Origin of the sequence: Chloracidobacterium sp. (genome assembly GCA_015075585.1) — a bacterium.
In the GTDB taxonomy this organism is placed as follows: domain Bacteria; phylum Acidobacteriota; class Blastocatellia; order Pyrinomonadales; family Pyrinomonadaceae; genus OLB17.
Genome location: JABTUB010000001.1, coordinates 1950200 through 1968025 on the forward strand (window position 1 = coordinate 1950200; position 17826 = coordinate 1968025).

The following is a 17826-nucleotide window of genomic DNA, read 5'->3' on the forward strand; positions in this document are numbered from 1 at the left end:
GTGCGTTACTACGGTATTGTGCAGGGTTTTGTTTCAAACTGCAAAGGCCCGAATCAGGCGAGGAGGGCAAGCCCGGCGGGAGCCGCAATGTCACTGAGGTCGAACTCTGCCGAAGGAAGAAATAACCCGATATCAGCGGCACCCGCCATCGGAGCGTCAAACCCCAGAGCATCCGAAGCGACGGCACCGATCTTGTGCGATGCAAGGCCCTTGCCGACAACGAGCAAACGATCGAGCGAATTCGACGAGCTCCCGTAACGGTCTTTGTAGAACATTAAAAGCCGATAGACCTCGTCGTCGAGACCGCTTTCCGTGCAGGTTACCGTGCGTATGACCGCAGGTTCATCGCCGCGAATCACAAGGGCCGTGAACCCGTCATTCTGACCGCTGATAAGTATCGAATCGCCGGTCGAACGTCCGAGAAGCCAGTTCGCCTCACTCACTGCTCGCGGCAAAATAAGACCCACGCGCCACCCGAAACTCTCGAACGCCGTCTCGTATTCGTCAATAACAGCAAGTTTGATAGCTGTTGCAAAATAGCGCGGCCTCCCTTCCCGATCCGGGCGGATATTTTGAAGTGAGATCCGCATCTCCTCGGCAGGAACACCGAATGTCTGCCCGGCTTTCCAATCAAGTATCTCTTCGGTCTCGCCGCGTGCCGAAGGGCGCGATTCAAGAGTTATGATAGCACTTCGCGCAGCGCTTGCCGGTAATGCGACCGACCATCGCCTTTGTGACAGCAATCCGGCATTCGTTACCGCATCTTGTAAACAATTCGCAAATTCCGCCGGATCCGCAAGATTATCGTCGAAAAAACTCGGGATACACGCTCCCGGAGGTATCGCCACGGTTGATGCCTGTTTTATCGAAAATCCCGTGCGTCCTTCCTTTTGCAGCGAAAGCGCTGTAACGCTGTCTCTCGAAAGCCCTATGGCGGCATTCGGAAATCGTGGTTGTGTAAGACTTGAGAACATTTTGTCGTCAGTACTTCTTGTATTCGAGACCCTCGGAATCAACGCCGTCGGCAAGGCTGTGAACATCTTTCAGGCCTGTTCTTCCGTCCGGGTCGGCCGTGTCCTCTCCCTGCACTTCTTCCCATTCATCCTTTTCAAGTATCGGATCGATGGGCTTTTCACGAAGATAATTCGCCTTGACCAGATCGTCGATCGACTGCGGCAGTTTGCCTTTGTCGGCCGTGTATTGATCTATGGCACGCCGCATTTGCCAAAGATTCTCCTTCAGCACCGTTTCTTTTGCGTGTTGGATGCTTCGCTGATATGTCGGCACCGCTACTGAGAGCAGAATGATCAGGATGAACATCGCGATCATCAGCTCAAGCAGCGAAAATCCCCGACAGTTTCTGCGCTTTACCACGTACTGTACTTCTCCCCGTTCAGACCTTCCTCATCCGAACTTGACCGAATATCAAAGAGATTGATCTCATCCCAGCTGTCCGCATCCTTGCCTTGATACGATGATCGGATCTTCCAATCGGATTTCCCGGTCATCGGGTCGATCGGCATCTCGCGCAGATACTTCTTGACCATCTCCTTATTGCTGTTCAACTCGGTCGCCTGCGGCGAACCGTCCGTAATGCCGCTGCCGCCGCGCATCGTGATGCTGCGGGCCTTTACTTTGACACCGTTCACGAGCGTGTCGAGCGACGGCGGATACCGGTCGAGATTATCCGTTTCGAATATCTTGCAGTCATCTATTACCACGCGCGAACGCGGATCAGAAGGTATATTGCCGCCCGGCATTGCAGGATTTCCGCTTGTTACCGCACCTTGCGGACACGCCCCGACGCTGTCGCGTTTGAACTCGTCGACCGCATTGCGTACATCACGCAGAACCTCGCGCAAGCGGCTCTCACGCTGCCGCTTTACGGCATTCTGTGCGATCGGTATCGACCCCATAACGAGCACAGCAAGGACGGTCAGCGTCGCCATCAATTCGAGCAGCGTATAGCCGTCCTGTACCTTTGTGAAGCGAAACATCTGCTATTCGATCACCTTCACCGCGATAGGCGAGCCGTCCTCGCCAAGCATATTGAGCATACTGCGATCGAACGAAACTGCCGGTTCGCCATCGGCAAGTGCTTCGACCTCAATAAACGCAAGAACACCGTTAGCACTGACCGTCCCGTTCGGTGAAATGAGCGATATGTACGTCCGACCGCCTTGATTCAAGAAAGGAGTGACCGGCGTATCGGCCTTATCACCAAAAATACTGCCAAGCACGACATTTCGTACCGCGACCTTTGCCGGGTCAAATTTCAGACCGACGACCGCCGACCCGAACTGTGCGGAACCGTCAGCCAGGATCGCGATTCGGGCCGTCTCGCCTGCCTTCATCGACGAAGGCATTGTGCCCAACGTAACCGCTGCTCGCGCAGCGGCGGCTGCCGTCGTCGCCCCCATATCGGCGGTCTCTGTCAGCTTAAGGGTCTTAACAGAAGCGTCGATCGGCTTGAGTGTCGGCACGGCGGCGACACTCTGAGCATTCGACGGCTGCGATACAGCAGCGGTCGTATCACCCTTTACGTACTCAGGAGCTTGCTCCTGCTGATCGGGTAGCTGCACTTGAGTATTTGTCGGGATGCGGCGGGCCGCTGCGAGCAGATCTTCCTGCGCATCTTCGAGAACCATCGCTTCAAGATTATTCGTCGTCGGCACTGCAAGGCTCCCTGTCTCACGTTCAGCCTCGTCCTCAGGCAAAATTGCGGGAGCACGTATGACGCGCGGCGTTATGGCAATAACGATATCGACCTGTCGATTATCCCTGGTCGGAGCAGTGAACAGCCGCCCTAAGATCGGTATCAGTCCGAGGAGCGGCAGTCCCGTACGCCCTTTCGACTCGACGCCTTGTGCAACGCTGGCAAGAAGCAGCGTCTTATTGTTCTGCACTCGTGCAGTGCCCTTGATCGTACGTTCCGTGAATGTCGGCGTCAAGGTTCTCGCACCTGCAACATCCTTCGATTCGATCTCCATGGCGACCTGGACATCCTGGTTTGGAAATACCAGCGGCTTAAATTTCAGAGTAAGGCCGACCTGCTCATAATTGATCACGTTCGACACAACGCCGGCTCCTGTTCCGGCATTCGTAGCACCTGTTACGAACTGAGCACTCTGCACCGGCACGCGCTGTCCGATCCGCGCGGAAGAATCCTCGTTGTTGAATGCATGGATCTGCGTAGATGCGATCAGTTTAGTGTTCGACTTTGATTGCAAGGCCGTAAAATTGCTTATCGGAAGGCCGAATGCGATCCCGGCGGCGTTCAACCCCGGGAACATCCCGCCGGTGATCAAACCGCTGTCTCCGCTCCGCAGAATGCCAAAACCTGCACCGCCGAGGTTCAAAAGGCTTCCCTGATCTCCGCCGGTTCCTATCTGATTGCCGAACTGCATCAGATCACTCTTATTGACCTCGTAAATGCCTACGTCCATCACGACCTCTGCCCGATCCTTATCGAGTGAGCGGATCAATTGGCCGATCAATCGGATATTCTCAGCGGTATCACGGACCGTTACGCTGTTTGTGGCATCATCGGTAAGAACGATCGTCTGGCTTCTTCCGGGTTGTGCCGGAATGGCGGTTTGCACGACCTTCTGCACGTCTTTTGGGCTTGCATTCGCAAGATAGAAGGTGCGCAGCACAAGTTGTTGGAACTTTGTACGCTGGGCCTGCGCCGCAACAAGTATAGTGTGCGGGCCGACCTTCTGGAAAAAGAGGCCTTCTTGCAAAAAAATGTAATCGAGAGCTCGTGCTGCCGTTACATTCTTCAGGTCGATCGCGGTCTTGCGGCCCGCCGTTCTGAAGGATTCGATGTCAAAGAGAACATTCAGGTCGAGATCGCGTGCAAGGTCTTTGATTATGAACTGAAGGTCAACGCCATTCGGAAAAACGAGATCGCGGACCTTTTCTAGTTTTTGGGGAACCTGAGCTCCCGCCGGCAATTTAACGGTTCCGAACGCCGTAGGAACGAATCTCGATCCGTCATCGACAACCTTCTTTTCTTTATCGGCCGGAACAGGGTTAGCAGCCTTTTGCAGCCGGATCATCCGCTCCATTTCCGACTTCGCCAATTCGTTGGTCGGATCGAACGCATAAGCTTTACGAAATGCAATATAGCCGGCTTCGTAGTCCTTCTCCTTCGCGGCCAGTGTTCCCTTTTTTATGTACTGCTGCGATGCGTTAAAGAGAGCGCGCTGCAAATGCAGCCTGTACTCAGGGTTCTTTGGGTTATCGGCAACAGCCAGCGTGAACTCTTCAGCGGCCTTATCCCACTCTTCGGCAACCTCATATTTAACGCCTTTCTTGAAATGTTTCTTTCCGTCACCGAAGGCGAGGACCGCTGTCGGTGAAAGAAGGGACGCCAACAAAATAAGACTGATCAAGGTGCTGATGCGGGTTGATTTTTTCATAGCAAAATAAACGGGCTGATGATATGCTGCCGAGCAAAGATCGTGACTGAGTACACGCACACTGCCCTCCGTTAGTTGCATTTTTCGTCCAACGTTCGGAGCAGGCAGAAACTTACACTGATTTTCGAGCCTTTATCGCAAAAAATCAAGGCAGATCAATACGTTACGGCTCTTGCGCGGCCGCCGGCGGTACGCTTTCGAGATGCTCCTTTGCCTTCTCTATAAATATCCTGATCATTTCACGGATCTTCTTTGTCATTTCGCTGCCGATAAGCGACTCTCCAGCCAAGCCGGCGAGAAGATGGAGCTCGCGGGCGGAATTGCGTCTCAATTCAACCATTTGCGAGAAATATACTTGGGTAACACCCTTTGCTTTCTCAACGAAATCAGCTGAATAACGCAGAAAATTCTGCTTTTCACCGTGAGCCGGCGCCCATTCGATCCGTTCGGGCGTGTCCTCGGCAAGTTCCACGGCAAATTGCTGCAGCATGCGGCCGACAAGCGGTATATCCGCCTCGATCCGCCAATGAGCGATGCCGCCGGCGTCCTTGTGTATTTGCGCGATGCCGGGCATATGCCGCACAAAATTTGAAACATCGGCAAAGAACGCTCTCGCCGCATCTATACCCGATCGCAACTCTATCTCGCTGCTGTATCCCGCCTTTACAATGAACATCAAAAAGCTCCGTTAAATGCTATGGCATTGAGGAATTGCCGAGTTGCCGAACGGGTCATACCTCTGAAGAAAGGATCTTCGGCAAACAGCACCACATGGCCGGCTCCGGCGGATTCGTCGATCAAATAGGACGTACCCTGCAGCAGACGCTCCGTGTTGCCTTCCCAAACGAAACCCGAAATCGTGAGCGGCCGCTTCGGGTTTGCCTCAAACACAAGCGCATTCGTGCCTTCTTTCGAATATCGGAAAAAATATCCGTTCGTCAGCAGAACAGGCAGTTCATTCTGATCGACGCCGAAGTTCAAATAGGTCGTATGATCGACCGTCGCACGAAATATCGCCCCGGGCAAAGCCTCGGGAACTCTGTTATTGTCAGCGGACGGTGAAGCGATCGGCGGCAATGTTTGCTTTGGCACGTCCGCTCTGTCAACCGCCGGCGGCATCGGCGCGGAATCCGGAGTCGCCCCCTGTGCTGCAGCGGGCCGTTCCTGATCGGCCTTGGCAGAAGTATCGTCATCACTGCCAACGAGTTTGGCGCTCGTAAGGCCGACGTCCTTCAAGGCCGCGAAAACCGAAGCGCCGCTGAATGTCACGATCGTACCTCCGCCGGCCGTAAAAGCCTTAAGCGATGCTACGCCGCCGCTGCCCAGCCCGCTCATATATCGCGCCGAAGATCCATCGGGCAAGATCAACAGATTATAGCCCTTCAATGCGCCGCTGCGAATAGAGTTCATCGTCATCGGCGTGAACTTGATGCCGAAACGATCAAGCGTCCACCACGTCGAACCATACGATTCCTGCGAGATGCCCTCGTCCGCCGCAACCACAATCCGCGGCAGCTTGAGGCTGATCACCTCAGCGCTTCCGACGCTCGTATCGCCCTCATTCGAGTAGCCCGAGTTCACGCTGACCACGCCGACGCCGAGTTCGCGAGCGAGGCTCTCGACCGCCTCATGTATCGCCGGCGGATTTCTAGATAAACGTATGACAAAAGTCCCGGCCTTCCAATTGCGCCCGCCGGCCGACAGTTCACGCGAAGCTACGGCAACTTTATAACCTTGCTGAAGCAGCCGAAGCGCCATCACCGCAGACACGTCGGTCTCGTACGGTATCAGGTAAGCAACACTCGCCCGGCCTGAAAAGGTTCCTGCCCTCTGCTTCTCCAATGTCCTTGCCTCTACGAGATCGCCCGTTACGCTCACTGAGTCCTCTGTCCACCACGCATCAACTCCAAAAACAAGCGGTACCGACCACGCGGTAATGTCGTAAAATCCATAGCCCTCCTTGGCCTGGCCCTTACCGCGCATCTGATTTCGCCGAAAGCGGGCCATATTCTCGTCAACAAAAGCCTTATCCTGCGGCGTATCTTGCTCAAGGATAGCCTTTATCAGCAGGCGCTGCGGCTGGTCAAGATCGATAACATAGGAACCCGCGGGAAACGTCTTTGCGACCGCCCGCGAGTCTTTTTCCATATATGTATGAGCGAGATTCGAGACGAACGGCCGCGAAGTGACCGTGACCTCGATGTTCGATCGGCGCAGCGTCTCGATCAGCTCTGCTGCCTTGACCCTGTCGGATGTCGGATCTATGACCACGCGTTTCATTTTGCCCTGTGTCGCCATTCCTTTAGCTCGGAAATCATAAAAATCCTTGATGCGTTCGGGCTTGTTCTTCGCGGTCTGTTCGAGGGTCGTCATCGAAGCGACATAGTGCTTCGCGATCGAGGAGCGAAAGGTAACGATCGTACCGTCGTCGCGTGTCCATTGAAGCCCCTTGTAACCGCCGCCGTCAGTCTCATAGGTCATTCCGATCGCACCGTTGAGCGACGGATAAGTATCCCAATATCCCGGATAGAACGCATCAAAGACATCCCGCACGAAATAGTCCCAATGGTTCGCATCGAACGCCTGTGCATTCGCCCGGCCGTAAATGTCCAGCCACTTGCTGTATTGCGGTTGCGGCAGGTTCGGGTTGATCGGCAGTGCGACCGGCGGAAAGAAATACTGCGACGGCTGACCGTGATGATCAACGGTAAGCTGCGGGTTCCATTCCAGCAGGGCCTTCTGCATATTTCGCGACTCTTTTTGGCTGAGGACAAGTGTGTCGCGGTTGAGGTCAAATCGATAATGGTTGTAACGTCCCCAGATTGACCACGGCTCACGATGTTCAATCGCGTTCCTATCCGCATCGCCGATAGCTACGGAGTTATACCAAGTTGCAAAACGCTCGTGGCCATCTGGATTTTCACCCGTCAAGACCAAAACGACGGTGTTCCGCAAGATATCGAGCGTCGCCGGCTCATTCGATGCCGCAAGTTGATAGATGACCTGCATAAATGCTTCGAACGATGACGATTCATTGCCGTGGATCGTATATGCCATCCATGCTATTGCAGGGTTTGACGCCGCTATACGGTCGGCCTCGGAAGCACTTGTTTTCCGCGGATCGGTAAGCTTCGCGTTAACAGACCTTATTTCATCAAGCCTTGCCATATTCTCAGGCGAAGATATCGCCACGAGATGCTGCATACGAAGCTCATTCGTAAGCCCAATATCAAAGATCCGGACACGATCGGGCGCAGCAACCGCAATAGCATTTATCACCTGCTCCATCTGAGCGTATGTTGTATGATGATCGCCAACGTCGTAGCGCAGGAAGGTCTGCGGGCGCGGCACTTTATCGTTATACGGCCCTCGCTGATAGAAATCGAACTTTGCTTCTAACTGAGCTGTTGCAGCCGCAGCCAAAATACCGACCGCAATTAAGAACCCGACAAAAGACACCAGCCGAACTCTCATCCCTTATCCTCCGAATTTTTGATAAGCTAAAACTGCCGCTTTTAAGCCGCAAGTATAACAAATGTCGAAAAAGATATCCGACAAGTGCCCGCGTTGCGGAAAATACGCGCTAAAAAGGTGGAAAGACCTCGACCGCGACGAATTGATCGCGGCCGAGAGTTTGACAGCGAAAAATGCCTCGGTAAAGCGTCTCGCCGTCTGCACGGCGTGCTGGTTCTTGATAGGACGAGGCGACCGGGACAAAGTGTAATACACCCGCCCCTTCGCATTTATTAACGTACTATCAAAGGCTGATCACGGCGTCATTTGGACGCCGAAATCAAAGAATTTCGATCCGACGCCCGCGGCTGTATTCGCATTACCGGAATTCAGCAAATAGAACGCGTACTCGCCCTTTGTAAGAGTAACGGCAGGGGTTACCCTGAAAACACCGTTGCCGAGATCTTCAGACTTGAGGCCGACCACATATTCGCCGGAAAGTCCGCCCTTACCACTCCACGAGTTCTCTTTTGAGATCGTAACTTCACGATCGTCTCCACGGACATGGAATCGGATCAAGCTGAATTCACTCGGAGATGCCGGAATGCCGCTCGCGGTATTAAGTCCGCCGGTCGAAGCATCAAGATAGAAATAAAAGACCGGCATCGTTTCCTGAAGCTGAAGATCAGCATTGCGTCCGTCCAAATTGGTTTTGGTCTTGACCTTTCCAAGCCCGAACGGCGTTATCGAAGCCGTAAACTTTCCGCCGGTCCGATTCTGTGACGACACCTTCGCTTGGAGTTGGGTCATTTTACGCTGTCCATCCTTTTCCTGATAAAGGTAGATCCCAAAGCTATGCTTCGACATCGGATCATTCGGGTCGCCTGCGGATGGCGAAATCGTATTGTTATTGACGGCGGCCTTGCCGTTCTTTGCAACGAGCATCGCGTTAACGACATCATCGCTGACACCGGCTTGCTTGAGTTTGATCAGGGCGTCGGTTGACATATCAAAATTCGTCGGCGACGTATTGATCTTTCCGACAATGATACTCGATGCCAATCCCGCCTTTGTAAGCTGGATCACCTCGTCATTCGTCATTTTTTCCTGTGCGAGGACAAACGACGCGCAAAGGCTAATTATCAGCGCCACAACCGCTGTTAGTATCAGATTTTTCTTTTTCATTGGCGTTTCTTTACTCCTACTAAATAAAACTATAGAACGTTCGGGCTTGCTTCATTTATGGCTTCTGCGGCCTAAGAAATGAATTCTTGGCACGCACTATCAGATCCGGACGATAGACACGCACCCGAATGTAGTGCTTACCGCCGGCTCGCCGCTCGCTGCTCGGATAATAACCCAGAGTGTATGTTTTGCGAAGCTCATCTGCGATCTGTGAAAAGGCGGCAAGAAGATTTGTCGTTGAACTTACCCGCTGTACCCGGCCGCCTGTGCGTTCGGCTAGCGTGAGCAGGAACTCGCGTGCCGCAACATAATCATCCCAACGCTCGCCTTTGCCCGCAACTCCGCTCACCGAATACGGACGGTCATCTTCATCAAAACGGATCTCGGCATCATTACGACGATTATGTTGCACATCATCGTAAGTGTCATACCAGATCGGATAAATAAGTGCGTCCGTCTCATCTAACGCTTTTAAGATCGAGTCGCCGTCGGAGATCTTACTGGTAGTATCGACACCGTCACTCAGCAGCACCACGGCCTTACGCCCGTGTATTGCCGCAAATCGCTGATTGATCACCTGATCCAATGCATCATAAACCGATGTGCCCGAGCCTACCGCCGCCCCTTCGATCGCATAGCGCAAAGCCTTCCGGTTATTTGTCACATCACATAGAACACGTACCTTTCGATCGAAAGCGACGATCATTACACGGTCATCCGGCTTTAAAAGGCTCAGGAATTGTAATGCCGCCGATTGGATCTCATTCACCTTAAAAACCGTCGAGTAGCTCATATCTAGGAGCAGCGCAACGGTGAATGGAGCCTCATTATTATTAAAAAACGAGATCTCCTGCTCCTCACCATCTTCATAGATACGGAATTCGCTTTGTTTAAGGTCTGAGATCGGCCTGCCTTTGCGAGATGTAACACGCACCGGCAGCATTACGAGGTCGGTCTCGACCTTGATGATATCTTCGTCGTTGCCGCTTTGCGCCGCATGCGGCTCCGAAGGCTGTGCAGTATCATACTGCGAAACACTCTCCGAGTATTTTTGCTTGTGTCCCGACTGCGCCGCCGCTGCTGCGGCCGACAAAACGCATATCAGCAAGATAACGATCTGACGGTTCATCTATTTATCGGCCAATTTTATTGCCGTAACCTTCCACCGGATATCTGCCCTGTCATCCTTTCGGTCAAATCCTTCGAGTGCCAGCGTTAACGGTATCGTCTCACCCGGACCGAGCGACACGGCCTGTGTCGGAACGACAAGCACACGCTTCTGTTTCAAGACCTGATTCGTGGTCGATACAACAGCGGCATTGACCTCAAGCAAAGTTATGGTTTGATCGCTGCGGTTCTTCACATTCCCGCGAATATACATTGAGATCGTGCCGAGCCCCGTCGGCGACTCAACGGTGCTTTCATCCGTTGAAATGATGATCTGCTTATTTATTGCGTCAAATTCGGGCGAGCCTTCACGCAATGCACCGTTCATGATCGCAGCGGTCTGATCCTCCATCGACGGCCGTTGTGCGATCAAGAAAATGATCGCGCCGATAAGCGCAACCGCCGCAATTGTCGCGATAAGAAGGTTCTTCCTCGATCGCTTTTCGCCTTTACCCGACTTAAACAGTTCATCCATGGGAACATTCTAGCGCGGTTTGTCCGTCTCAGTGTCAAGGTTTTACAATTCGACCTTTCCTTACAAGAAAATGAACTGATGTTAGGTTATGATTTCGATTGAATGGCGATCGGACCTGCACCTCGAATCAATGGGCCTCGTTATATCGAGGCTGCTCTGCCGGTCCCATTGCGCCGAGTGTTCACCTATCGTGTCCCCGAGGGAATCTCGGACGAGATCGCTCTCGGAACTCGCGTGCAGGTGCCGTTCGGACGCCGCGAGCTGACAGGCTACGTCGTCGCTATCCACGATGAGCTGCCGCAAGAGTTTTCCATCGAAGACGCAAGGATACGAGATGTGATCGCGGCCCTCGACACGCAGCCGCTGATCACTCCCGAGATCCTTCGGCTCACACAGTGGACAGCAGATCACTATGCAGGATTTTGGGGCGAAGTCCTCAAAGCATCACTGCCTGCCGGGCTTCACAATGAAAAGGTCAGGCCAAAACGGCGAAAGGCGGTTCGCCTTACGTCAGAACCACCGCATACGGCCCTCGAAAAGCCGATTTCCGATCAACAGCAGAAGATCATAGCGATACTGAAACAGGGCGGCGGCGAGATGCTCTTTACAGAACTCCTCGACCGGGCGGGCGTCGGCACGTCACCGCTCAACACGCTTGCAAGGCGCGGCATGGTAGAGATATTCGTTCAAGACGTTCGCCGCGATCCGCTCCGCGGCGCCGCTTTGCCGGCTAAGAAAGACATCGCACTAACACCCCAACAAACCGACGCTCTTACTCAGATCGCGGCCGCTATCACCAAGAGCGACTATAAAGCGTTCCTGTTACACGGCGTTACCGGCAGCGGCAAGACCGAGATATACATACGTGCGATTCAGCAGACTCTTTCCGAGGGCCGCTCGGCGTTGATGCTCGTACCTGAGATCGCCTTGACCCCGATATTCTCGCGGCGGCTTCGTGCGGTGTTCGGCTCGAATGTGGCGATCCTGCATTCGGAACTTTCTGCGGGCGAACGCTTTGACGAATGGCGGCGGATACGGCTTGGCTCGGCCAAAGTCGCTATCGGTACACGCTCGGCTATATTTGCCCCGCTTGAGAATATAGGGCTGATCGTAGTTGACGAAGAACACGACGCCTCTTATAGACAGCAGGAATCGCCTTTCTACAACGCCCGCGACGTTGCCGTTATGCGCGCTCATTTTGCCAAAGCCGCCGTTGTTCTCGGTTCAGCGACGCCGGCGATGGAGTCATTTTATAATGCTCGTTCCGGCAAGTATGCGTATCTTCACCTTCCGGATCGGATCGGCGACATCGGCCTCGCAAAGGCAGAACTGATCGATATGCGCGACGTCTTTCGGCAGACGGGCAAGGATGTTCCCGTCGCACCTGAATTGATGGCCGCCATTGATGAAACTCATGATCGCGGTGAGCAGGCGATCATCCTGTTGAATCGCCGCGGCTTCTCGCAGTTCGTGCTGTGCCGAACGTGCGGCGAGGCCATACGCTGCCAAAATTGCGATATCACACTCACATTTCACAGGCGCGAAGGAAAACTCGCCTGCCACTATTGCGGTTATCAAGTTCCCTCACCAAAGGTTTGTCCTCACTGCAGCAGTGAATTTCTCTATTTTGTCGGCGAGGGCACTGAAAATATCGAAGATCGACTGAGAAAGCGTTTTCCCGAGATGAACATCGGCCGTGTCGATCGCGATACGATGAAACATAAGGGCGATCTCGAACGGGTGCTCTTCGATTTTGCTTCTCATAAGATCGACCTGCTCGTCGGCACACAGATGATCGCAAAAGGGCACGATTTCCCGAACGTAACACTGGTCGGCGTTATCGGTATAGATATTGGCCTCGGTCTGCCGGATCTTCGCTCGGCAGAGAGAACCTTTCAACTGATAACGCAGGTTGCGGGCCGCTCGGGACGAGGCGATAAGCAAGGCCGCGTGCTGATACAAACATATTATCCGGAACACTATGCCTTGCGGCATGCGGTTCGGCAGGATTATATCGGGTTTTATGAAGAAGAGATCAAGTACCGCGAACGCTTTGCCTATCCGCCCTTCTATGTACTTGCTTCGATAATGATACGGCATCGCGATCAACGGCATGCATCACAGAACGCGAACCTGCTGCGCCGCGCGCTCGATGATGCCAATTCGCAGCGTTATGTACGTATTTTGGGTCCTGCGTCGGCGTCGGTCGGACGTTTACGCAACGAATATCGTATGCAGATCATCCTAAAGGCACGCTCACGCAAAGGGCTGCGGCAAACACTGGACACCGCACTTGCGGATGCGGAACATCGCGGAGCCGATATGCGCTCTTTTTTCGTCGAAATTGACCCGATCGACCTGTTGTAAGCGTCGCAAAGTTGCTTTCGATACACACTCTGGTAGAACATTACTCAACAAGGCAACGAGACTTTTAAGGAAAGATGAAACTTTCAGAACTAGCAAGCACTGTCGGCGCAGTGATCGAAAACGCCGATGCGGACATCGATATCACCTCGGTGGCGAGTCTCGAGGATGCACTGCCCGGCAGCGTGTCGTTCCTTTCAAATCCGAAGTACACCCCGCAGGTCGGCGTGACGAAGGCCTCGGCGATCTTTGTCGGAGAAGGAGTTGAGGTCGCACGCAATGACATCGCCATCCTGCGTACAAAGGACCCTCGCATCGCATATACGCTTGCACTTCGTACATTTTTTCCTGAAAGAGATCTTCGTCCGGGCATCCATCAAACCGCATCGATCGACACATCGGCGGTTATTGATCCTAATGCCGAGATCGGGGCTAATGTTGTGATCGGTGCGAATTCGAGCATTGCTGCGGGCGTGCGGTTGATGGCTAATGTTACCGTTTACGACAATGTGACGATCGGCGAGAACACGATCATCCACTCAGGCACTGCAGTTCGCGAGAACACGCTGATCGGCCGTAACTGCATTATCCACAACAATTCGGTTATCGGAGCCGATGGCTTCGGATATGCGAAGACCGAGGAAAAGACATGGCTCAAGATACCTCAAACCGGCCGCGTCGTTATCGAGGACGATGTCGAGATCGGAGCACTTTCTGCCGTCGATCGTGCATCAGTCGGAGAAACCCGAATCGAGCGTGGTGTCAAGATCGACAACATGGTACAGATCGGCCACTCATGCACTATCGATGAGGACGCTCTGATCTGCGCGCAAACGGGCCTTGCCGGCAGTTCGCATATCGGAAAGCGTGTCATATTAACGGGCCAAGTCGGTATCGCAGGCCATTTGAAGGTCGGCGATGATGCGATATTGACCGCAAAGAGCGCAACTTCGCACGATGTGGAACCGGGTAAGGTCGTCTCGGGAATTCCGGCCTTTGACAACCGCGAATGGCTCCGTTCGGTTGCAGCATTCAGGAAGCTCGGCGAGATCGCCCAACGACTGCGAAAGTTGGAGAAGAAAGTACTCTCATCGGACGAATAATCGACGGCGCGTGTCGGCAATGCTTTGCATCGATGCCGTCTTTGCATGATGATGGAACTATGAAATCAAGTTCCGGCTACGACATTTCACCGCTTGATGGCGAGACTATTGAACGCCTTGCGTCCGGCCTTACGGCGGAAGAACAACGAATTTTGCTCAGCCACGGCACCGAAGCCCCGTTCTGCGGCGGACTGCTCGATAACAAACTTGAAGGCACATATGTCTGCCGCCTTTGCGGACTTCCGCTATTCAGTTCGAGGCATAAGTTTCATTCCGGCACAGGTTGGCCTTCATTCTACGCGCCGTCCGACAAGAGCCATTTGTCAGAGATAGAAGACAACAGCTACGGAATGCGCCGGGTTGAGATACGATGCTCGCGGTGCGGCGGCCACCAAGGGCACGTCTTTCCCGATGGACCGCCGCCGACGTATCTGCGATATTGCGTAAATTCGGCATCGCTGGCGTTCGTCGAGGAAGGGGATAAGATCGTCCTTCGCACATAATTCACAGAGCCGGGCCGGGCTGCCCGTGCAAAGGCCTCTTAAGCAAGGCTGGATTCAGGAGCAATATCCAAACCATGGAGCGTATCGTACTTTTTGACGGCGTCTGCAATTTCTGCAACGGTGCCGTGAATTTCATCATAAAACACGATCCGCAAGGCACATTTCGCTTTGCCCCGCTTCAATCTGAATTGGGTAATGCGATCAAGGATCAATATCGAATACCGGACAATATCGACTCGGTGATACTCGTGGATGAAGGCCGTATGTTCCTTCATTCGGATGCTGCGCTGCGGATCGCAAAGTATCTTGGTCCGCCATGGTCGTTTGGGCGTATTCTGGTCGTTGTCCCGGCTTTTATCCGCAATGCGGCTTACAGGCTGTTCGCACGATACCGCTATAGGATCTTCGGCCGACGCGACGCGTGCATGCTCCCGACGCCCGAAATACGCGAAAGGTTCTTATCTGAACCGAAAACATAGCAGACGATCGAGCTTCTCCGATCTGCGCACCCTTTGATACTATTTATCGACCGATCAATGCTCATGGCGTATTCATTGGAAACTCTTGAATTTGACGCGTTGCTTGAGATCGTTGCAAGCAATGCTCAAACGCCGATGGGCGCGCGGCTTATATGTAAACTTCGTCCGTTCGCCGGTCGCCCCGTTCTCGAATCCGCCCTTGCGGCGATAACGGAGGCGATCGTTATTAACGAAGAAAGTAAGGTTTCATGGAGCTTCAGCGGGCTGGCCGACCCGTCTGACGCAATCGCTCTTTTGCGGATAAAGAACACCTCGCTCGAACCGAATTCATTGCTTGCTATCGCAGATCTATGCTCCCGGGCCCTTTATGCCCGCAGCATCCTGTATCCGGAAAAGGAGAATTGCCCTACACTTTGGCAGTTGATCGGATCGGTACCGCCGTCGATGCTTGCCGTTACCGAAAATATCCGCAGCATTATCCTGCCCGGCGGCGAGCTCAGCGATGATGCGTCGCCCGATCTCAAAAGGCTTCGCCGCGAAATTCACGTGCAGCGTTCAAGGCTTACGCACACATTGGAAGCCGCTATGAGAGCCGCCGGTGCTGCGATCCAAGATGAGCTTGTTACCATCCGCAACGACCGGTTCGTGATACCGGTAAAGACCGATCATCGCGGCAAGGTCAGCGGCGTAGCACACGGATTTTCGTCAAGCGGCCAAACCGTTTATGTTGAGCCGCTCAACGCCATCGAGGCGAACAATGAACTGCAAAGCCTCAAGAGCCAAGAAGAGCAAGAGGCCGCACGCATCATTTTCAGCCTTACGGAATCGCTCCGGGCATCTTTGCCCGAGGTCGAGGCTGCCGCAGATGCGGTCGCTCGGCTCGACGCAGTAAAGGCTAAGGTCGAATTTGCTCGCCGCTTTAATGCGGTCGTTCCGGAGATAACTGAGAACACACTCAATATAATAGACGCCCGACACCCGCTGTTATTGAATGCCGGCGAAGTCGTGCCGAACACCTTCGGGTTGACGACAACACAGCCCGTTATGATCATCTCGGGAGCGAATGCGGGCGGAAAGACCGTCGTTCTTAAAACCGCCGGCGCTCTGAGCCTTATGGCGGTGTCGGGCCTGCCTGTTCCGGCGACCCACGCTCAAATACCGTTCTACCGCTCGATCTTGGCTGATATCGGCGACCATCAATCGCTTTCGGCAAATCTTTCGACCTTCTCGTCGCATATGTCGAATATCGCCGGTATGATACGCGAGTGCAGGCCGCCGTCATTAGTACTCTTGGACGAGGCCGGCACCGGAACTGACCCGGACGAAGGCTCGGCACTTGGCGTTGCGATCGTCGATCACTTTCGGTCGGCCGGTGCACAGGTGATAGCGTCAACACACTATCGCGGCCTAAAGGTCTATGCGGCGAATGACGAAGGCGTGATCAACGCCTCAGTCGAATTTGACGAGCGAACGCTGCAGCCCACCTATAAACTCCTGATCGGACAGGCCGGTGCATCGAGCGGCCTGGAGATCGCAAAGCGATTCGGCATCGCTCAAGACGTGATCGACGCTGCGCGTCGCAACCATGATACTGCAGCACAAAAGCTCGAACACTATCTGCGTCTTCTGCAAAATGAAACAAAGATCGTCCGCGACACGCGGCTGGCCCTGGAAGAGGAGCGTGAGGTTGTCGCCGTAAAATACGCCTCGATCGAAAATGAAGCCGCCCAAAAAGAAAAAACTCGCCAAAGAGAATTCGAGGCGGCCCTTGCATCTGCCGTTGATGATTTCGACCGGCAGTCGAAGGCGTTCTTACAAACTATAGAGGACAAGGCCCTGAAGAATCGGCTTGAAAAGGAGCGGCGGTCGCGGAAAGCTGAGTTGAACAGGGCGGTGCTCTCCAAGATCGGCCAAACTCCGATCCGGCAAGCAGGCCACGAGCGGGACGCCGCCGCGGAGCCTGCATCCTCAGATGCGATAAAGGTCGGCTCCCGCGTTATCACCTCGTTCGGTAACGTAGGCACGGTTGAGAAATTCGATGGTAAGTTGGCAGAGATCTTGGTCGGCAGCATTCGCCTGCGCGAGAAACTCAGCGATCTGCGTTTTGCGGACACTCCGCCCAAAAGCGATGTCGGCGAACTGAAAATGAAAAGGCCCGCGAACCCTGCTTTCTCCGTTGATGAGAATCGCAACGCGCCGATCGAGCTGAACCTGATCGGCAAGACGACCGCTGATGCCGAATACGAGCTTGACCGCTTCATCGACAATGCCTATTTGTCGCACACGCCGCGCGTGCGCATAATCCACGGCTTCGGCACCGGTGCCCTAAAGAACTATGTCCATCACTTCCTAAAGCAAAGCGACCTCATACGCTCATTTGAATTCGCTCCGCAAGACCAGGGCGGCCACGGTGCCACCATCGCCGTCATCGATCTGTGAAGCACATTCGCCTCGGTAACTGATTTCCAACAAAAAAGGCCTTCATAACCCTATGAAAGCCTCAACAACTGGTCGGGACGACTGGATTTGAACCAGCGACCTCTCGCACCCCAAGCGATTTGGGTAGGTTTCTATAATTTGTCAAAACTGCTCAAAACTTCTTAGAATCAACAACTTAACGGCTATCTCAATTCAACACTAATAAGCCATGATCAGCAACGCTGCAACCAACCT

15 protein-coding genes are annotated in these 17826 nt (G+C 53.8%); 6 read left to right on the top strand and 9 right to left on the bottom strand.

Features of this window, described 5'->3' with window-relative positions:
* Nucleotides 1-53 precede the first annotated feature (53 nt).
* The 6 genes from HS105_08945 to HS105_08970 all read right to left on the bottom strand — a co-directional run bounded on the left by HS105_08945 (nt 54) and on the right by HS105_08970 (nt 7898).
* The gene (locus HS105_08945) at nt 54-974 is read right to left on the bottom strand and encodes a hypothetical protein (GenBank protein MBE7516718.1); all 921 of its coding nucleotides are present in this window, start codon (nt 972-974) and stop codon (nt 54-56) included.
* Between the two features lie 7 nt (nt 975-981).
* Complete coding sequence (locus HS105_08950) at nt 982-1374, bottom strand: type II secretion system protein (GenBank protein ID MBE7516719.1); 393 nt, start codon at nt 1372-1374, stop codon at nt 982-984.
* Nucleotides 1368-1997, bottom strand: coding sequence for a type II secretion system protein (locus HS105_08955; protein ID MBE7516720.1), 630 nt, complete (start codon nt 1995-1997; stop codon nt 1368-1370). Before HS105_08955 ends, HS105_08950 begins: the two co-directional genes overlap by 7 nt.
* A gap of 3 nt (nt 1998-2000) precedes the next feature.
* Nucleotides 2001-4424 carry a hypothetical protein gene (locus HS105_08960; protein ID MBE7516721.1) on the bottom strand — a complete coding sequence of 808 codons (2424 nt, stop codon included), beginning with the start codon at nt 4422-4424 and terminating at the stop codon, nt 2001-2003.
* Nucleotides 4425-4587: 163 nt separating this feature from the next.
* A complete protein-coding gene (locus HS105_08965; GenBank protein MBE7516722.1) occupies nt 4588-5100 on the bottom strand; it encodes a hypothetical protein in 513 nt (170 codons plus the stop codon).
* The gene (locus HS105_08970) at nt 5100-7898 is read right to left on the bottom strand and encodes a hypothetical protein (protein ID MBE7516723.1); all 2799 of its coding nucleotides are present in this window, start codon (nt 7896-7898) and stop codon (nt 5100-5102) included. The genes HS105_08965 and HS105_08970 overlap by 1 nt, the downstream gene beginning before the upstream one ends.
* Nucleotides 7899-7959: 61 nt before the next feature.
* Between HS105_08970 and HS105_08975 the strand changes: the two genes are divergently transcribed.
* Nucleotides 7960-8148, top strand: coding sequence for a hypothetical protein (locus HS105_08975; protein ID MBE7516724.1), 189 nt, complete (start codon nt 7960-7962; stop codon nt 8146-8148).
* Between the two features lie 44 nt (nt 8149-8192).
* Here HS105_08975 and HS105_08980 read toward each other — a convergent pair whose 3' ends face one another.
* The 3 genes from HS105_08980 to HS105_08990 are packed head-to-tail and all read right to left on the bottom strand — an operon-like array spanning nt 8193 to nt 10704.
* A complete protein-coding gene (locus HS105_08980) occupies nt 8193-9062 on the bottom strand; it encodes a hypothetical protein (GenBank protein MBE7516725.1) in 870 nt (289 codons plus the stop codon).
* A gap of 55 nt (nt 9063-9117) precedes the next feature.
* Nucleotides 9118-10191 (bottom strand): VWA domain-containing protein, encoded by a 1074-nt coding sequence (locus tag HS105_08985; protein MBE7516726.1) that lies wholly within the window; start codon nt 10189-10191, stop codon nt 9118-9120.
* Nucleotides 10192-10704 carry a hypothetical protein gene (locus tag HS105_08990; GenBank protein ID MBE7516727.1) on the bottom strand — a complete coding sequence of 171 codons (513 nt, stop codon included), beginning with the start codon at nt 10702-10704 and terminating at the stop codon, nt 10192-10194.
* A 102-nt stretch (nt 10705-10806) separates the two neighbouring features.
* Between HS105_08990 and priA the strand changes: the two genes are divergently transcribed.
* The 5 genes from priA to HS105_09015 all read left to right on the top strand — a co-directional run bounded on the left by priA (nt 10807) and on the right by HS105_09015 (nt 17592).
* Nucleotides 10807-13071 carry a primosomal protein N' gene (gene priA / locus HS105_08995; protein MBE7516728.1) on the top strand — a complete coding sequence of 755 codons (2265 nt, stop codon included), beginning with the start codon at nt 10807-10809 and terminating at the stop codon, nt 13069-13071.
* A 74-nt stretch (nt 13072-13145) separates the two neighbouring features.
* Nucleotides 13146-14171, top strand: coding sequence for a UDP-3-O-(3-hydroxymyristoyl)glucosamine N-acyltransferase (gene lpxD / locus HS105_09000; protein MBE7516729.1), 1026 nt, complete (start codon nt 13146-13148; stop codon nt 14169-14171).
* 59 nt (nt 14172-14230) lie between these two features.
* Nucleotides 14231-14674: a peptide-methionine (R)-S-oxide reductase MsrB gene (msrB, locus tag HS105_09005; protein ID MBE7516730.1), complete on the top strand. Its 444-nt coding sequence runs from the start codon at nt 14231-14233 to the stop codon at nt 14672-14674.
* Nucleotides 14675-14748: 74 nt separating this feature from the next.
* Nucleotides 14749-15153, top strand: a complete 405-nt coding sequence (locus tag HS105_09010; GenBank protein ID MBE7516731.1) for a thiol-disulfide oxidoreductase DCC family protein — start codon at nt 14749-14751, stop codon at nt 15151-15153.
* A 63-nt stretch (nt 15154-15216) separates the two neighbouring features.
* Nucleotides 15217-17592, top strand: a complete 2376-nt coding sequence (locus tag HS105_09015; GenBank protein MBE7516732.1) for a Smr/MutS family protein — start codon at nt 15217-15219, stop codon at nt 17590-17592.
* Nucleotides 17593-17826: the final 234 nt, after the last annotated feature.

Coding starts and splice junctions, on each gene's coding strand:
- HS105_08945 (MBE7516718.1), bottom strand. CDS start 974: ATGTTCTCAAGTCTTACACAACCACGATTTCCGAATGCCGCCATAGGG.
- HS105_08955 (MBE7516720.1), bottom strand. CDS start 1,997: ATGTTTCGCTTCACAAAGGTACAGGACGGCTATACGCTGCTCGAATTG.
- HS105_08960 (MBE7516721.1), bottom strand. CDS start 4,424: ATGAAAAAATCAACCCGCATCAGCACCTTGATCAGTCTTATTTTGTTG.
- HS105_08965 (MBE7516722.1), bottom strand. CDS start 5,100: ATGTTCATTGTAAAGGCGGGATACAGCAGCGAGATAGAGTTGCGATCG.
- HS105_08970 (MBE7516723.1), bottom strand. CDS start 7,898: ATGAGAGTTCGGCTGGTGTCTTTTGTCGGGTTCTTAATTGCGGTCGGT.
- HS105_08975 (MBE7516724.1), top strand. CDS start 7,960: ATGTCGAAAAAGATATCCGACAAGTGCCCGCGTTGCGGAAAATACGCG.
- HS105_08980 (MBE7516725.1), bottom strand. CDS start 9,062: ATGAAAAAGAAAAATCTGATACTAACAGCGGTTGTGGCGCTGATAATT.
- HS105_08985 (MBE7516726.1), bottom strand. CDS start 10,191: ATGAACCGTCAGATCGTTATCTTGCTGATATGCGTTTTGTCGGCCGCA.
- HS105_08990 (MBE7516727.1), bottom strand. CDS start 10,704: ATGGATGAACTGTTTAAGTCGGGTAAAGGCGAAAAGCGATCGAGGAAG.
- priA (MBE7516728.1), top strand. CDS start 10,807: ATGGCGATCGGACCTGCACCTCGAATCAATGGGCCTCGTTATATCGAG.
- lpxD (MBE7516729.1), top strand. CDS start 13,146: ATGAAACTTTCAGAACTAGCAAGCACTGTCGGCGCAGTGATCGAAAAC.
- msrB (MBE7516730.1), top strand. CDS start 14,231: ATGAAATCAAGTTCCGGCTACGACATTTCACCGCTTGATGGCGAGACT.
- HS105_09010 (MBE7516731.1), top strand. CDS start 14,749: ATGGAGCGTATCGTACTTTTTGACGGCGTCTGCAATTTCTGCAACGGT.
- HS105_09015 (MBE7516732.1), top strand. CDS start 15,217: ATGGCGTATTCATTGGAAACTCTTGAATTTGACGCGTTGCTTGAGATC.